Source organism: Variovorax sp. LG9.2 (assembly GCF_035018885.1).
Lineage (GTDB): Bacteria > Pseudomonadota > Gammaproteobacteria > Burkholderiales > Burkholderiaceae_C > Variovorax.
In genome coordinates this window covers 96,355-112,599 of the sequence record NZ_JASJXB010000014.1, presented here as the reverse complement: position 1 = coordinate 112,599, position 16,245 = coordinate 96,355, and the positions used below count along the sequence as shown (strand labels likewise).

Annotated in this window: 15 protein-coding genes; 10 read left to right on the top strand and 5 right to left on the bottom strand. The window is 65.2% G+C overall.

The genetic code is table 11. The features are described 5' to 3' along the window. Positions 1 to 33: 33 nt before the first annotated feature. Positions 34 to 879, bottom strand: a complete 846-nt coding sequence (locus QN413_RS15890) for a class III extradiol ring-cleavage dioxygenase (protein ID WP_323497551.1) — start codon at positions 877 to 879, stop codon at positions 34 to 36. A 92-nt stretch (positions 880 to 971) separates the two neighbouring features. Here QN413_RS15890 and QN413_RS15885 point away from each other — a divergent pair, with 92 nt between their 5' ends. From QN413_RS15885 to QN413_RS15840, 10 genes are all read left to right on the top strand, one after another. Further along, the gene (locus tag QN413_RS15885; protein ID WP_323497550.1) at positions 972 to 1,868 is read left to right on the top strand and encodes a LysR family transcriptional regulator; all 897 of its coding nucleotides are present in this window, start codon (positions 972 to 974) and stop codon (positions 1,866 to 1,868) included. Positions 1,869 to 2,005: 137 nt separating this feature from the next. Then, positions 2,006 to 3,844: an ABC transporter ATP-binding protein gene (locus tag QN413_RS15880; RefSeq protein WP_323497549.1), complete on the top strand. Its 1,839-nt coding sequence runs from the start codon at positions 2,006 to 2,008 to the stop codon at positions 3,842 to 3,844. A 365-nt stretch (positions 3,845 to 4,209) separates the two neighbouring features. Next, on the top strand, positions 4,210 to 5,622 hold the full coding sequence (locus QN413_RS15875) for a DUF2868 domain-containing protein (protein ID WP_323497548.1): 1,413 nt from the start codon (positions 4,210 to 4,212) through the stop codon (positions 5,620 to 5,622). Then, the gene (locus QN413_RS15870) at positions 5,619 to 7,031 is read left to right on the top strand and encodes a GTPase/DUF3482 domain-containing protein (RefSeq protein ID WP_323497547.1); all 1,413 of its coding nucleotides are present in this window, start codon (positions 5,619 to 5,621) and stop codon (positions 7,029 to 7,031) included. Before QN413_RS15875 ends, QN413_RS15870 begins: the two co-directional genes overlap by 4 nt. A 189-nt stretch (positions 7,032 to 7,220) precedes the next feature. After that, positions 7,221 to 7,862: a CDP-alcohol phosphatidyltransferase family protein gene (locus tag QN413_RS15865; RefSeq protein WP_323497546.1), complete on the top strand. Its 642-nt coding sequence runs from the start codon at positions 7,221 to 7,223 to the stop codon at positions 7,860 to 7,862. 14 nt (positions 7,863 to 7,876) lie between these two features. Then, complete coding sequence (locus tag QN413_RS15860) at positions 7,877 to 10,264, top strand: penicillin acylase family protein (RefSeq protein WP_323497545.1); 2,388 nt, start codon at positions 7,877 to 7,879, stop codon at positions 10,262 to 10,264. Further along, positions 10,265 to 10,918 carry a histidine phosphatase family protein gene (locus QN413_RS15855; protein ID WP_323497544.1) on the top strand — a complete coding sequence of 218 codons (654 nt, stop codon included), beginning with the start codon at positions 10,265 to 10,267 and terminating at the stop codon, positions 10,916 to 10,918. A 40-nt stretch (positions 10,919 to 10,958) separates the two neighbouring features. After that, positions 10,959 to 11,963: a DnaJ C-terminal domain-containing protein gene (locus QN413_RS15850; RefSeq protein ID WP_323497543.1), complete on the top strand. Its 1,005-nt coding sequence runs from the start codon at positions 10,959 to 10,961 to the stop codon at positions 11,961 to 11,963. Positions 11,964 to 11,965: 2 nt separating this feature from the next. Further along, positions 11,966 to 12,304: a chaperone modulator CbpM gene (locus QN413_RS15845; RefSeq protein WP_187051592.1), complete on the top strand. Its 339-nt coding sequence runs from the start codon at positions 11,966 to 11,968 to the stop codon at positions 12,302 to 12,304. Next, positions 12,301 to 12,888, top strand: coding sequence for a DNA-3-methyladenine glycosylase I (locus tag QN413_RS15840; protein ID WP_323497541.1), 588 nt, complete (start codon positions 12,301 to 12,303; stop codon positions 12,886 to 12,888). The genes QN413_RS15845 and QN413_RS15840 overlap by 4 nt, the downstream gene beginning before the upstream one ends. Positions 12,889 to 12,969: 81 nt before the next feature. Here the strand turns inward: QN413_RS15840 and QN413_RS15835 are convergent, their stop codons facing one another. The 4 genes from QN413_RS15835 to QN413_RS15820 all read right to left on the bottom strand — a co-directional run bounded on the left by QN413_RS15835 (position 12,970) and on the right by QN413_RS15820 (position 16,171). Next, positions 12,970 to 13,323: an alpha/beta hydrolase gene (locus tag QN413_RS15835; protein ID WP_323497540.1), complete on the bottom strand. Its 354-nt coding sequence runs from the start codon at positions 13,321 to 13,323 to the stop codon at positions 12,970 to 12,972. 241 nt (positions 13,324 to 13,564) lie between these two features. Further along, positions 13,565 to 14,551, bottom strand: coding sequence for a Bug family tripartite tricarboxylate transporter substrate binding protein (locus QN413_RS15830; RefSeq protein ID WP_416352192.1), 987 nt, complete (start codon positions 14,549 to 14,551; stop codon positions 13,565 to 13,567). A 44-nt stretch (positions 14,552 to 14,595) separates the two neighbouring features. Continuing rightward, positions 14,596 to 14,898: a hypothetical protein gene (locus tag QN413_RS15825; protein ID WP_323497539.1), complete on the bottom strand. Its 303-nt coding sequence runs from the start codon at positions 14,896 to 14,898 to the stop codon at positions 14,596 to 14,598. Between the two features lie 205 nt (positions 14,899 to 15,103). Beyond that, complete coding sequence (locus QN413_RS15820; RefSeq protein ID WP_323497538.1) at positions 15,104 to 16,171, bottom strand: GlxA family transcriptional regulator; 1,068 nt, start codon at positions 16,169 to 16,171, stop codon at positions 15,104 to 15,106. Positions 16,172 to 16,245: the final 74 nt, after the last annotated feature.

Here is a 16,245-nt window from a genome sequence, read left to right as displayed (position 1 = left end):
GGTGCGCGTCGACGCCGGGCGCGCAGGACGCACTCAGGCGTTCGCCGCTGTGCCGAACCTGAAGCTCGACACCACGAGTCCGCCCATGAAGGCGTCTTCGTGATAGATCCGCTCGCCGACATCGCCTTCGGCCGCACCCACGGCCACCATCAATGGAATCAGGTGCTCCTCACGCGGATGCGCGATACGTGCTGCCGGCGCTGACGACCACGCCTCCAACTGCTTCGCGCGTTCGGCCGGCGCGCCCTGCACCACCGCATCGTCCAGCCAGTCGTCGAAGGCCTTCGACACGTCGTGCGCCTGCGGGCCGAAGTTGCGCAGGTTGTGATAGCTCAGTCCGCTGCCGACGATGAGCACGTCTTCGTCGCGCAGCGGCGCCAGCGCGCGGCCCAGCGCCAGATGTGCGGCCGGGTCGAGCCCGCGCATCAGTGACAACTGAACGACCGGTACATCCGCTTCGGGATAGATCGCGACCATCGGCGAGTAGGTGCCGTGATCGAAGCCGCGTTCGACATCGAGCGCCACCGGCAGGCCCGCGCCTTCGATCAGTTCCATCACGCGGCGCGCCAGCGTCGGCGAGCCGGGCGCGTTGTATTGCACCTTGTATGTGTGCGCGGGAAAGCCGCCGTAGTCGTAGATCATCTGCGGCCTGGGGTTGCCCATCACCGTGAAGGCGGACTCTTCCCAGTGGGCAGACACCATCAGGATGGCGCGCGGCTTGCGGCCGATTTGCCGCGGCATGTCGGACAGCGAGGCCTCGAGTTGCGCATAGGCGTTGCCCATCTCTTTTTTCATCCAGGGCCAGGGGCCGCCGCCATGGGATATGAAGTAGGTCGGCAAGCGCGGGGTCGCTGGGTTCGTGGTGGCATTCGTGGTCATGGCAAAGCTCCTTCACATCGAATGTAGTGATTTCCCTTGCAGAATTCGAGAGCCGTGCATTCAATGATCGGTTTCTTCTGAGGAAAGCATCGATGGACCGAATGACCAGCCTCCGCGTGTTTCGTGACGTCGTCGAGTCGGGCAGTTTTACGGCAGCAGCCGAGCGGCTTTCGATGTCGCCGCCGATGGTCAGCAAGCACATCGCACAGCTCGAAAAGTCGCTCGGCGCGCGCTTGCTGAACCGCTCCAGCCGTCACCTGAGCCTGACCGAAGCGGGCACCGCCTGGTACGAGCAAAGCGGCCAGGCGCTCGACATGCTCGACGCAGCCGAAGCCACGATCAGCCAGCGCAATGAAGCACCACGCGGCCGGCTCAAAGTGAGTGCGCCGGTCTGGTGTGCGACGCCCCGCTTCGCCCGCGTGCTCGCCGACTATCGCGAGCAGTACCCGGAAGTGTTGATCGACATCCATCTGGAAAACCGCAAGATCGATCTGGCCGCCGATGGCTACGACCTGGCGCTGCGGGCGACGCAGGAGCCTTCTGCCGCGCTGATCGCGCGGTCGCTGTGCAAGGTGCAGTTCCATCTGGTGGCGGCGACCCGCTACGTGCGTCGAATCGGCGAGCCCTCGGCGCCGGCCGACCTCGCCAAGCTCGACGCCATCGTGCCGAGCTACGTCAACATCGAAGGGCTCTCGCTCAAGGGTTCGGGCGGACGACAGGCACCGTTGCGACTGCGGCCGGTGATGTTGTCGGACGACACCACGCTCACATTGCATGCAGTGCGCGCCGGCATGGGCATGGCGTTCTTGCCCGCGTGGCTGGTCGACGACGACCTGGCAAGCGGCGTGCTCACGCGCTTGGTGCCGGACTACGCGGCGCCCGCGGTGACGCTGTTCGCCGTTTACACGAGCCGGCAGTACATGGCACCCAAGCTGCGCAGCTTCATCGACTTTCTGAGCGACCGGCTGAACCCCCGGTTGCGCCCGTAACTTTGGCGAACAGGGGAAGCGGTTGCATGAGAAGCACTTGCGGTCGCGACATAGCCGCACGCACCCGGCGACCATCCCGCATCGCAGACAATTCCACCATCGCGCATCGACGCTGGAGACCGACCCCTTTGCTTGCCTTGTTCCGCTTTTTCGAGAAGCTTCTTCACCCCTATCCGCCCGCCGAACCGCCGCTGCCACCGCACGGTTTCTTCGCCTTCTTGTGGGCCTGCACGGACGGCGTGCGCGGCAAGATCGCGACGATGGCGCTGCTCACCGCAGCCATTTCGTCGTTCGAGGCACTGCTGTTCGCGATGCTCGGTCGCATCGTCGACTGGCTCGGTGGCCAGGTGCCGGCGCGCTTGTGGGACGAGCGCGGCACCACATTGATGTGGCTCGGCTTCGCTCTGGCGGCGAGCATCGGCGTGGTTGCATTGCAGACCATCGTCAAGCACCAGACGCTGGCGGTGAACCTGCCGATGCGCCTGCGCTGGAACTTCCACCGGCTGATGCTGGGGCAGAGCATGGCCTTCTACCAGGACGAGTTCGCCGGCCGCATCACGGCCAAGGTGATGCAGACCGCGCTGGCGGTGCGCGATACCGTCTTCGTGCTGGCCGACGTGCTGGTGGCGATGGGCGTCTACATCGCGACCATGATCGTGCTGGTCGCCGTGCTCGACACGCAACTGATATGGCCCTTCGTGATCTGGCTCGCGCTCTATCTGGCACAGCTCGCTTTCTTCGTGCCGCGCCTCGGCAAGGTCGGCAAGGCGCAGGCCGATGCGCGCGCCTTGATGACCGGCCGCATCACCGATGCGTACACCAACATCGCGACCGTCAAGCTGTTCTCGCACACGCAGCGCGAGGCCGGCTTTGCGCGCGACGCGATGCGCGAGTTCATGCACACCGGCTACGGGCAGATGCGGTTGGTCAGCCTGTTCGAGATCACCAATCACGCACTCAGCATGGGGCTCACCGCCGGCATGTGCGGCATGGCGCTGTGGCTGTGGTCGAACGGCGCGGTCGGCATCGGCGCGGTCGCCGCATCGACCGCCATGGCATTGCGGCTGCAGGGCATGTCGCACTGGATCATGTGGGAAATGACGAGCCTGTTCGAGAACATCGGCACCGTGCAGGACGGCATGAAGACGCTGTCGCTTCCGCGCACGGTGCTCGACGTGCCGGCCGCGACGCAGCTGGTGGTGCCGCGCGGTGAGGTCCGCTTCGATCACGCGAGCTTTCGGTATTCCGATGGCGGCCGCCGCGTCATCGACGATATGACGCTCACCGTGGCGCCGGGTGAAAAGATCGGTCTCGTCGGCCGCTCGGGCGCCGGCAAATCGACACTGGTCAACCTGCTGCTGCGCTTCCACGATCTGGAAAGCGGACGCATCCTGATCGACGGGCAAGACATCGCCAAGGTCACGCAAGACTCGCTGCGGCGCCACATCGGCATGGTCACGCAAGACACGTCGCTGCTGCACCGATCGGTCTCCGACAACATCGACTACGGCCGGCCCGACGCGGGCGACGCTGCCGTGCGTTCAGCCGCAGAGCGTGCCGAGGCGCACGAGTTCATCCAGACGCTCGGCGATGCCAAAGGCCGGCAGGGCTACGACGCGCACGTGGGCGAGCGCGGCGTCAAGCTATCGGGCGGCCAGCGGCAACGCGTTGCCATCGCGCGCGTGATGCTGAAGGACGCGCCGATCCTGTTGCTCGACGAAGCCACCAGCGCGCTCGACTCCGAAGTCGAAGCCGCGATCCAGCAGAGCCTCTACACGCTGATGGAAGGCAAGACGGTGATCGCGATCGCGCACCGGCTGTCGACCATCGCGGCGATGGACCGCCTCATCGTGCTGGACGAAGGCTGCGTGGTCGAAGAAGGCGATCACAAGACGCTGCTGTCGAAGAACGGCCTGTATGCGCGTCTGTGGGCGCACCAGAGCGGTGGCTTTCTGGGCGACGGCAAAGACGACTGATTCGACGGACCGATGAACGACCGCGTTTGATTCGCGAGTCCTACAGCGCGCGCCGACCGCCGCCGACAATCCAATATGCGCTTTGCCACGACCATTCATCCGTCTTAAACAAAGAGGGGTGCTTGCCGTGAATTCCATCATTTATATCGTCGGCCTGGTCGTCGTCGTTGTCGCAGTGCTTTCGTTCTTCGGCCTTCGCTGAAAGCGGATCGAAAGCAACGAGAGCGCATCAGCGCAACGCGATTCCGAGAGGGATGCTTTCAACGGGGCCGTACGCGGCCCCGTTTTCCGTTGTGGTCGTGGCCTGTGTGGCGGGCATAATTTCCGCGCCCTCCCACCAAGACTCATAACGACCAAGGAACTTGTTGAACACGACACTGGCAGACGCGGTCGTCACGGAATCGGTGCGGTGGGTCGAAACGACCGGCCCGTTGGACGACGCGGAGGCTGTGCGTACCGCGATGTCGTCGCTGCATCTCACCGGCGCCGCTCGCATCACCGAACGCGCCCGCATCCTCGGGCGTCGCATCGGGCTCGAAGCCGAAGTCGAACGCATGCGCGCCTCGGCCCCGTGGATCTTGCTGGCCATCGTCGCTGTGGTGGTGCTCGCGGGGCTCGGCGTGGCCGGCAACGTGATCGGCGGCGATCGCAAGATCAACGTGATGGTCGCGCTGGTCAGCCTGCTCGGACTGCACTTGCTGACGCTACTGGTATGGCTCATCGGGCTCGTGCTTCCGTTCGGCTCATTCGGCTCGTTCAGCGCGTCGTTCGGCTCGATCTGGCTCGCACTCACTGCGCATGTGGCGGGTGGCAAGCGCGGGCAAGCGCCGGTGCTGGTGCGCGCGACGACCGGCTTGTTGACACGTGCGCGGCTGCTGCCGTGGGCACTCGGATTCGTGAGCCATACGATCTGGACGCTTTCGTTCGCGGTCATCGTCGCCGCCCTGCTCTTCTCGCTGGCGTTTCGCAACTACACGCTGAGCTGGGAGACGACGATTCTCGAGCCCGGGTTTTTCGTGCGCAGCGTGCAGTGGCTCGGCGCACTGCCATCGTGGCTCGGCTTTCCAGTGCCGGATGCACAGACGGTGCTTTCATCGCCGAGTGCCGCCCCGGATACCGCGTCGCTTGCCGGCCAGCGCGCATGGGCGTTGTGGCTGACCGGCTGCGTCGTGGCCTACGGCCTGTTGCCTCGGCTGCTGCTCGCACTGTTGAGCGCCGCCGTCTGGCAGGCGCGCAAAAGTGCGCTTCAGCCTGACCTGCGCAATGCCTACTACCTGAAGTTGCTGGCACGCTTCGATGCACTTCAAGCGCCCCGCGTGGTCGATGCCGACGGTGGACGCATGCGACAAGGTGCAGTGCCCGGCCTGGCCGCGAGCGACACCTCGAAGGCGCTCTGGATCATCGGTTTCGAGCTGCCCGACGAGGCGCCCTGGCCGCCTGCTCTTGCTGTTCCGGCTGCCGCCCACCATGTTCAAGTCGATGGCAGCGCAGCCCAGCGCGGCGAACTGCTCGCCGCGTTGACTGGGGCGCGACCTGCACGCGTGATCCTCGTGTGCAACGGCGCATCGAGCCCTGACCGTGGTGCGGAACGCTTCGTGCGCGAAGTGCAGAGCCGGTGCGGTGAATGCCGACTTTGGCTGTGGGGCGTGTCGGCCACGCCGGCACGCTGGCGCGACTGGATGGTCGAGGTCGGCATCGCGCCATGGCAGGAGGATGGCGTTTTAAAAGACGACAGCGCAGCGCTCACCGGCCGTGGAGAAGCGGGCGTCCGTTCATGAACGACAAGCTGTCTGTTGCCAGCAGCGACCCTCAAGCCATCGGCATCGCAGTCGTCGGCCATACCAACTCCGGCAAGACCTCGCTGCTGCGCACGCTGACCCGTCGCGTCGATTTTGGCGAGGTGTCGGAGCGGCCCGGCACAACCCGTCATGTCGAGAGCGTCGACCTGCGCATCGACGGCCGCAGCATCGTGCGGTTTTTCGACACGCCGGGGCTTGAAGACGCGGTGTCGCTGCGACAGCATCTCGAAGCCTTCGACACCACGCACACACCGCCCGATCGCATTCGCGCATTCCTTCAGAGCCCCGAGGCGCACGGCACCTTCGAGCAAGAGGCCAAGGTGCTGCGCACGATGCTCGATGTCGATGCGGCATTTCTCGTCATCGATGCACGCGAGCCTGTGCTGCCCAAGTTTCGCGCCGAGATCGAGTTGCTCAATTCATGCGCGCGACCGGTGTTGCCGGTATTGAATTTCGTGCGCGATGCGGCCAGCCGCGAGCCCGCGTGGAAGGAACTGCTGTCGGCTTACGGCCTGCACGTGCTTGTGCGCTTCGACGCGGCAGCGCCCTTTACCGGTGCCGAGCGTGATCTGTATCGCGACCTCGCGACCTTGCTGCGCGATCACCGCGAACCGCTGCATCGGGCTGTCGAACAACTCGAAGCCGAAGCCGCGCATCGACGCCACGCCGCGGCGGCCCGCATCGCCGAACTGCTGGTCGATGCGGCGGCCGTGCGTCGCACAGCGTCGGCCGCAGCGTTCGCCGACGCAGCCCAGCGCCAGGCGATGGTCGCGGCGCTGCGCCAGTCCGTCACCGACAAGGCACAGCGCTGTACGGACGACCTGCTCGCGCTCTACGGGTTTCGGCAAGGCGATGCAGACGAAGCGCCGCTGCAAGCCATCGAGGGCCGCTGGACGCTGGACTTCTTCGAGCCCGAGGCCATGAAGGCGGCCGGCCTGTTGATGGGCAAAGGCGTGGTCGCAGGCGTTGCGGTGGGCGTGGTGGCCGACCTCGCTTTGGCCGGCCTGTCGCTCGGTGCCGGTGCTGCGCTGGGCGGCGCCATCGGCGGTGCGGTGTCGCAAGGCTGGGGGCCGTTCGGCCGCAAGTTGATGAACATGCTGCGCGACGTGCAGGAGCTGAGCATCGAAGACAGCGTGCTGGTGGTGATGGCGGCTTGGCAGCTGCAGTTGGCACAGGCGCTGGAGCGCCGCGGCCACGCGGCGACCGAACGCATCGCAGTCGGCGGCAGCGCCGGTCGCGATGTGGCGCCGGCGGTGCGCGCAGCACGTCCCGCTCGCAGCCATCCCGAATGGGAAAGCACCCGTCGCTTGCGCTGGACTGCACCGGCCGCCCGCGAGGCGCTGGTCGCGCGCGTCGCCGGCCCGCTCGAAGCCGCATTGTCGAGTTGAAGAAGCGGCCATCGAGGTCGTCGGGCGCGCCGATGCGCTCATGCGCGACTTGCCATCCCGCTTCGAAGTCCATGCCGCGCACCAGCTGAGCGCCCTGTCGATTCGATCGCGAACATCGGAACGCGACTACAGAAACGGCTTTGCGTTTGCGCTAAGGTGCTTTCCACCTCCTCTGTCGAAAAGCCCTGCATGTCTACGCCCAACACCGCACCGCCAGCGCGCAAGCACTTCTCGATGATTCGCGGCTTCCATCTGGCTGACATGTTCACGCTCGGCAATGCGGCGTGCGGCGTGGGCGCTGTGTTCCTGGCGATGGCTTTCGTGGCGAGCCAGTCGATCGATCATTTTTTGTGGGCCGCCGCGCTGGCACCGGCTGCTTTTATCTTCGACGTATTCGACGGCCGCATCGCCCGCTGGCGCCAGACGCACTCGGCGCTAGGCCGCGAGCTCGACTCGCTCGCCGACATCATTTCCTTTGGCGTCGCACCCGCTGCGCTGGCGTTTGCCGCCGGGCTCAAGGGAGGTTGGGACTGCCTGTTGCTGATCTATTTCGTGTGCTGCGGCGTGAGCCGGCTGGCGCGCTACAACGTCACCGCCGAGGCGCTGTCCGAAGGCGCCGACAAGGTCAAGTTTTTCGAAGGCACGCCCATTCCAACCAGCGTTGCGCTGGTCGGCGTGCTCGCGCTCGCCGCCTGGCAAGGCCGCATCGGCGAGGCGATCTGGGGCGGCGTCTGGCTGGTTGGCCCGTGGGCCTTGCACCCGCTGACGTTGCTGTTCGGCCTGTCGGGCACGTTGATGATCAGCAAGACCTTGCGCATTCCGAAGTTCTAGCCTGATCGTTCAGGATGCCCGCTCGTTTCCGGCTCTCCACGGCGCTCGTGTCGATGGCCGCGGGCGCCCTGCTTGCTGCCAGTGGCTCTGCGTTGTCGGCCAACGCGCGAAGCGTGACCATCGAGCGAACCACCTTCGGCATCGCGCACATCACGGCGCCTGACTGGGAAGGCCTCGGCTACGGCACCGCCTATGCGCATGCGCAAGACAACGTGTGCCAAACGGCCGAGCACCTGCTCACGCTTCGCGGCGACCGCTCGCAATTCCTCGGCGCCCAGACCGCCGGGGACTTCGGCTTCGTCAAGATGCCCAACGCGCGCATCGATTTTTTCGTGCGCTCTCACATGGACGACGCCGCGCTGGCGCGGGCCGCTGCCACTGCCAGTCCCGATGCGCAGGCGCTGATGCGCGGCTATGTGGCCGGCTACAACCGCTACCTGCAAGACACGGGAATGGCCGGCTTGCCCGAACCCTGTCGCGGCAAGGCGTGGGTGCGCCCGATGACCACGAGCGACCTCGCGCGATCGACCGAGTTGTCGATGGTGCAAGGCGGTATCGGCGCACTGGCGGGTGCGGTGCTGGCGGCGGTGCCTCCGGTAGTCAAAACCGCTGCAGCAGTCGTCCCTGAAGCGTCGATCGCCGAGATCGCGCGCTATAGCTTCAACGCCAACCCGCAAGGCGGCGAACTCGGCTCGAACGGCTGGGCCTTCGGCCGCAACGCGACGCCCGACGGTAAGGGCCTGTTGCTCGGCAACCCGCACTTTCCGTGGGTTGGTATCAACCGCTTCTGGCAGGTTCACCAGACCATTCCCGGCCAGCTCGACGTGATGGGCGCAGCCGGTGCGCTGAGCCCCATCGTGTCGATCGGCTTCAACAAGGATGTCGCCTGGACGCACACCGTGTCGACCGGCAAGCGCTTCACGCTCTACGAACTGAAGCTCGACCCGGCCGACCCGACTGTCTACTGGGTGGACGGCGAGCCCAAGCGCATGGCGGTGCGCACCGTCACCCTGCCGTCCGGCAGCGGGGGAGCAGGTGACTGTGGCGCGCCGCTGCAGCACACCTTTTATTCGACCGATTGGGGTCCGGTGATCTCGCTGCCGCGCGCCGGCCTCGGCTGGACAGCGCAACGCGCCTATGCACTGCGCGACGCCAACACGTTGAACACACGATCGGCCGACAGCTGGATCCGCATGGGCCAGGCGCGCAACGTGAGCGAGTTGCGTGCTGCCATGGGCAACCAGGGCATGCCGTGGATCAACACCATCGCGGCGGACCGTGACGGCAACGCGATGTATGCCGATCTGTCGGTGGTGCCCGATGTGTCGGCGGATATGTTGAAGACCTGCACGCCCTCGCCCGCCGCGGCCGCGCTGCTCAACGCGGCCAATCTGCCGGTGCTCGACGGATCGCGCAGCGCCTGTGCCTGGAGCCGCGACAGCACAGCGGCGTCGCCCGGCCTGATCGCGCCGGCGCGCATGCCGGTCGTCATCACGCCCGACTATGTGCAGAACAGCAACGACAGTTTCTGGCTGAGCAACCCGGACATCGCGCCGATGCCCGGTGTGTCTCCTCTGGTCGGCTTGATCGGCAAGCCGCAACGCTTGCGCACGCGCAGCGGCATCATGGAAATCCGCGGTCGGCTTGCCGGTACCGATGGCCTTCCCGGCAACCGGATGAGCGCTGCAGACTTGCGCAGCGTGATCTTTCGCGACAAGAACCTCGCCGGCACGCTGGTGATGAACGACCTCGCGGCGGCGTGCGCTGAAAGCGCCTCGACATTGACGGCGGATCAGGCTGCCGGCTGCCGTGTACTCACTGCGTGGGACCGCACCAGCAACGCCGCGTCTCGCGGTGCGCCGCTGTTCCGCGAGTTCTGGCGCGCCGCCAAAGACATGCCCGGCGTTTGGCGCGTGGCGTTCGATCCGGCCCAGCCCGTGACAACGCCGGCCGGACTCGGCATGGCAACGCCTGCCATTCGCACGGCCGTATTCAAGGCGCTGGCCGAAGCCGCGAACACGCTGCGAGTCGCGGGTTTCGCGCTCGACACACCCTTGGGCAATCCGCAATCCCGGTTGGTGCGCGGCGAGAAAATCGGCCTGCACGGAGGCGAAGAATTCGAAGGTGTGCTCAACAAGCTCAGCACGCAAGGTCAGACAGCGATCGACTCGAAGGGCTACAACGTCAACTCCGGCACCGGCTACCTGCAGGTCGTGACCTTCGATGAGCGCGGCCCCGTTGCGCAGGGCCTGCTGACGTATGGCCAGAGCAGCGACCCGGCATCGCCACGCGCGTACGATCAACTGCCGATGTTCGCTGCCAAACAATGGCAGCCATTGCCCTTCCATCCGGCGGACGTCCAGGCACAGCGCCAGGGGCGGCCGCTGCAGCTTGTGTATTGAATGACCACACCTTCGACGCCTCCTCATTTCACGGTTCAGCATCCCGCAGGCTACGAAGAACTCGTTCGCCTCGCTGCCGCGGAGCCGCTGACGCCGGCCTGCGATCACTTCTACTTTCTGCGCCACGGTCAGACAGGTCGCAACGCGCTGCGCATTTTTCAGGCGGTCGACGAACCCTTGAGCGAGCTCGGGTTGCAGCAAGCGGCACGAGCGGCCGCAGTGCTTGCGGGCGAGCCGATCCGCACGTTGGTGGCGAGCGACGCGAACCGTGCGCTGACCACCGCGAAAGCCGTGGGCGCCACGCTCAAGCTGGTACCGCTCGAGAGCGAAGACCTGCGCGAGCGCCACTTTGGTGACCTGATCGGCACCTCGTCGGCCAACATCGACTGGGCCTGCGCCCCCGAGAACGGCGAAACGCTGGCGAGCTTCGTCGAGCGCAAGCGCGGGGCGCTGGCAGCCGCGCTGGCCGAGCCGGCGCCCGTGCTGGTGGTGGCGCATGGCGGCACGTTGTATGTGCTTGCCGCGCTGCTCGGCGTACCGATCGGACCCGATGTGCTCGGAAACGCGCAACCTTTGAAGTTCGAGCGAACGGGCAGTAAATGGACGGCGTATGCGCTAGCGCAAAACGTCGACGGCGGCGCCGCCATAGCCTAGACGTTTCTTTTCGGCGTTCATCGGCACACAAGAACACTTCATGGAATTCAAGGACTACTACAAAGCACTCGGCCTCGCGTCGACCGCGTCGGAAGACGAGGTGCGCAAGGCCTATCGCAAGCTCGCACGCAAGTACCACCCCGACGTCAGCAAGGAAGCCGACGCCGAGGTGCGCATGCGCGACATCAACGAAGCTAACGACGTGCTGCGCGACAAGGAAAAGCGCGCCGCCTACGATGCGCTGGCGGCACGTGTAGCGCGTGGTGAAGGCATGGGCGGCCGCGCCGGTAGTCCTGGCGGCCCAGGTGCAGGCGGTGACTTCCAGCCGCCGCCGGGCTGGGACGAAGGCTTCGAGTTCCATCGCGGGCCCCATGATGGCCCGGCCGATCATGCCGATTTCAGCGAGTTCTTCTCTTCCATGTTCGGTGCCTCGGAACGCCGCGGTGCCGAGCGCCGCAACCACCGCGCCAAAGGCGAAGACCATCACGCGGCCATCGAGATTTCGCTCGAAGACGCGATCAACGGTGCCGAGCGCGAGATCACCCTGCGCGCGCTCGACACCGATGCGCAGGGGCAGCCGGCCTTCGTCAACCGCACACTGAGCGTGAAGATTCCGGCCGGCGTGCATCCCGGCCAGTTCATCCGGCTGACGGGCCATGGCATGCCCGGCCAGGGCGGCGAGCCGGCCGGCGACCTGTACCTCGAAGTGCGCATCGCGCCACACAAGCTCTATCGCATCGAAGAGCGCGATCTCTACATGACGCTGCCTGTGACGCCGACCGAAGCGGCGCTGGGCGCGCAGGTGAAGGTGCCGACGCCGGGTGGCGGCGTGGTCGAAGTGACCGTGCCGCGCAATGCGCGCAGCGGGCTCAAGCTACGGCTCAAAGAACGCGGCCTGCCAGGCAAGCCGCGGGGCAATCTCTACCTGCTGCTCGAGATCGCCCTGCCGCCCGCCGACACCGACGCGGCGCGGCAGGCCTACGAGCAACTCGCGAAAGCAGCGCCTTTCGATCCACGTCGCCACCTCGGCATTTCGGGAGACTGAGCATGGCCAGCTACACCATCACTACACACACTGTCACCACGTCTTCAAGCGCGATCAGCGGCGCCCGGCCGCTCGCCGCGAGCGAATTGGCGCACGCGGTCGGCGCCGAGATCGACTGGGTCGTCCAGCTGGTGGAAGTCGGCATCGTCGAGGTCGAAGCGCCCGTGCCGGCGCGCACCGACGACTGGCGCTTTCATAGCGCTGCGCTGCAGCACGCACTAGAAGCACGGCGGCTGGAGCGCGATTTCGGTGTCGGGCTCGATGCCGCGGCGTTGATCCTGGACCTGCAGCACGAGGTGCGTCGGCTCAAGGCGGTGCTCCACGCGCAAGGCCGGCCTTGAGCGCTGCAAACGCAGACGCCGCAAAGGCGCACGCGCAACATCGCTGCGGCTGGGCGGAATCCAACCCCCTGCTGCAGTCGTACCACGACGCCGAATGGGGCGTGCCCGAGCACGACAGCCGCGCGCTATGGGAAAAGCTGATGCTCGACGGCTTCCAGGCGGGGCTCTCATGGCTGACCATTCTTCGCAAGCGCGATGCCTTCCGCAAGGCGTTCAAGAACTTCGATCCCGAGAAAGTCGCGCGCTTCGACGAAGCTGATATCGAGCGGCTGATGCAGGACGCCGGCATCGTGCGCTCGCGAGCCAAGATTCTGGCGACCATCGGCGGCGCGAAGGCCTATCTGGCGATGCAGGCGGCGGGTGAGGACTTTTCGAAATTCGTCTGGGGAATGGCTGGCGACGAGCCGATTCGCAATGCGGGGCCAGAGCGGCTGGTCAAGAGTGAGTTGTCTGAGCAGATGTCCGTGGCGCTGAAGAAGCGCGGTTTCAAATTCGTCGGGCCGGTCATTGTCTACGCGTGGCTGCAGGCGACCGGCGTGGTCAATGACCATTCGGCCGATTGCTTTCGGCGCGACCCGGGGTGAGTCGGCGTAAGGCAAAAAAATAGCGGCCCGATGGGCCCGCTATTTCAGGTTGCGCTGCAGGCGCCGTAGCGCCTTGGCCTTTTACAGACCGGCTTGGCGCGTGTTGGTGCGCTGGATCTTGTACTGCGAAGGCACGACGCTGTTCACGAAGGCTTTGCGGTCCAGATTCTGGTTGGCCGATTGAGCGGTTTCGACAGCTTCGGCACGAACGCCAGCACGGTCGGTCGAGCGGCCCGACAACTGGGTCACGCCTTCGCCAGCTGCGTCGCCGTAGATGTTCCCGCTGCGTGCAGCGACGATGGCCTGGCCGTTGACGGCTTCGCGGCTTTGCTGCGAGCTCACGGCAGTGACGCCTTGGTACGTTTCAGCGTGGGCAGCGCCCGAAGCGGCGATCACGGCGAGTGCAATGGCGGAGAGGAGTTTCGAGACAGTCATTTCAGTTTCCTTCAAATACGTTTTTGGATGATTTCGAACCGGTCTTGAATGAGTACCCGCCTCGTTGAAGGCGGCCTCCTCGCTCGGGGCCCTGTTCACCCAGGCCGGCTGGTGTGCCGATCTGATGGACTGAATTTTGAACTGAATGACTAAGTAAAAACCCTCAAGAAAAGAACCTCGGTGTTCGCGGTATGGAAACAATAGGCGCGTTAAACCGTAGGGTTAAACGCGCCGTTGACATTCAGTCTTCCTTCATGCCGGTCGCCTTGACCACGCTGCCCAGTCGCGCCCGTTCCTCGGAAACGAACTTGACGAACGAGGCACGTGTGCCGCCGATGGGCTCGATGCCCATGCCCTTCAGGCGCTCCACGGTGGTGGCGTTTTTCATCGCCGTGTCGACCGCTGCGGCCATCTTGTCGAGGATGGCGTCAGGCGTGCCTCGCGGTGCGTGGACGCCCGCCCAATGCGCGATCTTGATGTCCGGGAAGCCCTGCTCGGTGGCTGTCTTCAGGTCAGGGTAGGCAGAGATGCGCTGCGTCCAGGTATCGGCCAGTGCCTTGAGCTTGCCGCTCTTCAGATAGGGCAGCACCACGATGCTGGCTTCCGACGTGGCCTCGACCTGGCTGCCCAGCACCGCGGTGATCGACTCCGAGCCGCTCTTGTACGGCACGACATCGAGCTTGGCGCCGTACTTGGTTTCGAGCAGTCCTTCGACAAAGTGCGGCGTGCTGCCGGTGCCGGCCGTCGACCAATGAAAGCCGTTGGGTGTCTTCCTGGATGCGGCGATGAAGTCCTTCAGGTTGTCGTAGGGCGCGTCGGCCGGCACCACGATCACCGAAGGCGCGAGCCCGATCATCGCGACCGGCACCAGCGCCTCGTCATTGTACGGCATCGTCTTCTTGATCATCCCGTTGGAGATCACGCCCGCGGCGCTCACCAGAAACGTGTAGCCGTCGGGCGCACTCTTGGCGACGACATCGGCACCGAGGGTCGTCCCGGCGCCGGGTTTGTTGTCGACGATGATCGGCTGGCCCAACGCCTTCGATGCACCTTCGGCCGCGGCCCGCGCCATCAGGTCATTCGCGCCGCCGGCGGAGAACGGCACCACGAGACGAATCGGCTTGCTGGGCCAGGCTCCCGCTGCGGCTGCTGCGTGTGACGCGCCTTGCACGGTCATGACAGCGACCGCTCCGACGGCAAGCATCGTTGCCCGGTGAATGGATTTCATGAAAGCCTTCTGAATGTTTTCGATCGACGATTCTCAAGGATCCATCATGCCCCGCGCACTCTTCGCATCCGGGCAGTTCGGCCGACACGGTGTTCGTCCAGAAGGTGCGCGACATCATCGGCTTGTGCATGACCGCTGCATGAAGCAACGCAGGCGGCTCTAGAGACGGTGTTGGGCAATGCCCAGTCGGGCGGATGGCGGGACCATTCCTTGAAAAAATCGAGCAGGTGACGGACTCGCGTAGGCATGTTGCGCCGCATCGAAAATACGCCGTTGATGTCGAGCGCTTCAGGCACAAAGCTCGGCAAAAGCGCCTCCAGGGTTCCGGCTCTGAGCTCGTCGGACACCATGTAGTACGGGTGCAGCGAGATGCCGCTGCCCAGCCTGGGTTGTCTGCGCAACCCCTTTGTGGCTCAAGTGCAAGCCCGATAGCGGCAGACTCAACGCCGGCAACTCAGCGCCGGTCTTGCTTCCGAAACACAGGCGTCGCCAGACCCGCCGCATCAACCACCCGGAACGAAGTCACTCAGTGACCTCGACTTCGAGCGCGCACTAAGCACTGCGACTGGAAGCCGTTTCTTGCGTTGCAGTCAATGCGAAAGCCTGCCGCAGACGGCCTGGCGCCATGCCGAACTGCGTACGGAAGTGCCGGATGAAGTGCGATGCGTCTGCGAAACCGCATTCGAAGGCGATCTCGTTGACGGGCGTGTCAGAGGTCGTGAGCAGCCACCGACCGTACTTCAGTCGCAAGGTGCGGTAGTAGTCGGAGGGACTCAGTCCCGTCTCGGCAATGAACGCACGCCCCAGCTGTCGGGTGCTGGAATTGACGAGGCGCGCTATGACGCCGATCTCCAGCGGCGGCGAGAGGTTCTTTTCCATCAACACCACGACTTGTCGGAGCTTTTCCTTGTCGGTCGAGATGTAGCCGAGCGCCTGTCGCCGCGCAATGTGTCCACTCGACTTTCGCGGTGCCACGGTCATCTGGTGGATCACCTTGGCGGAGGTGCCAGCTCCGCAGTGTCTTCTCGTGAGCTCGGCGGCCAGTTCGATGATGGAGATGCCACCCGCGCAGGTGATGCGATCGTGATCGATGTGGTAGTCGGTGTTCGTGACGAAGGCCTGCTCAGGGTAGGCCGCTTTCCAGTCCTCGACATGGAACGGGTGGACACAAGCCACGCGCTGAGTTAACAGCCCATGCAGCGCGAGCACGAAGCTTCCGGTACAGATGCCGATGAGCGGAATGCCCGCTTGTGCGGCGTCTTTCAGATAGCGAGGGTAGCGTCGAGACACACGGCTGATTTGCGGGAGGAGCCCACCGATGACGGCGAGATAGTCGAAATCGAACGTTGACGAAAACGCTTCCTGAACCGGGACCGAGATGCCCGAGCTGGCGAGTACCGACTCGCCCTCCAACCCCAGCACGCGCCAGGTGCAGCGAACCTGGCGACTGCGGTCTCCGAGATCGGCTGCGTGCCGCAAGGCATCGCACAGTCCGGCAAGCGAGAGCAGCGGGAAGCCCGGCCACAGCACGATCCCGATGCGCAGTTCGGCTTGGCGGCGTGGCGCCTTTGTCGATTCGTTCCCGGTGTCGAGCCAGCCGTTGGGGTCGGGCGTCTTCACGCCGCTGTGCCTGTGGTGGTCGGTACCGGTGTTTTCGCGGAATGTCGCATACGTTCTATTGTGGCTCCAGTCGA

Bases quoted from the DNA above. Each gene is read 5' to 3' on its own strand.
- QN413_RS15890 (WP_323497551.1), bottom strand. From the start codon at position 879: ATGACCACGAATGCCACCACGAACCCAGCGACCCCGCGCTTGCCGACC.
- QN413_RS15850 (WP_323497543.1), top strand. From the start codon at position 10,959: ATGGAATTCAAGGACTACTACAAAGCACTCGGCCTCGCGTCGACCGCG.
- QN413_RS15845 (WP_187051592.1), top strand. From the start codon at position 11,966: ATGGCCAGCTACACCATCACTACACACACTGTCACCACGTCTTCAAGC.
- QN413_RS15830 (WP_416352192.1), bottom strand. From the start codon at position 14,551: ATGAAATCCATTCACCGGGCAACGATGCTTGCCGTCGGAGCGGTCGCT.
- QN413_RS15865 (WP_323497546.1), top strand. From the start codon at position 7,221: ATGTCTACGCCCAACACCGCACCGCCAGCGCGCAAGCACTTCTCGATG.
- QN413_RS15855 (WP_323497544.1), top strand. From the start codon at position 10,265: ATGACCACACCTTCGACGCCTCCTCATTTCACGGTTCAGCATCCCGCA.
- QN413_RS15860 (WP_323497545.1), top strand. From the start codon at position 7,877: ATGCCCGCTCGTTTCCGGCTCTCCACGGCGCTCGTGTCGATGGCCGCG.
- QN413_RS15835 (WP_323497540.1), bottom strand. From the start codon at position 13,323: ATGACTGTCTCGAAACTCCTCTCCGCCATTGCACTCGCCGTGATCGCC.
- QN413_RS15870 (WP_323497547.1), top strand. From the start codon at position 5,619: ATGAACGACAAGCTGTCTGTTGCCAGCAGCGACCCTCAAGCCATCGGC.
- QN413_RS15885 (WP_323497550.1), top strand. From the start codon at position 972: ATGGACCGAATGACCAGCCTCCGCGTGTTTCGTGACGTCGTCGAGTCG.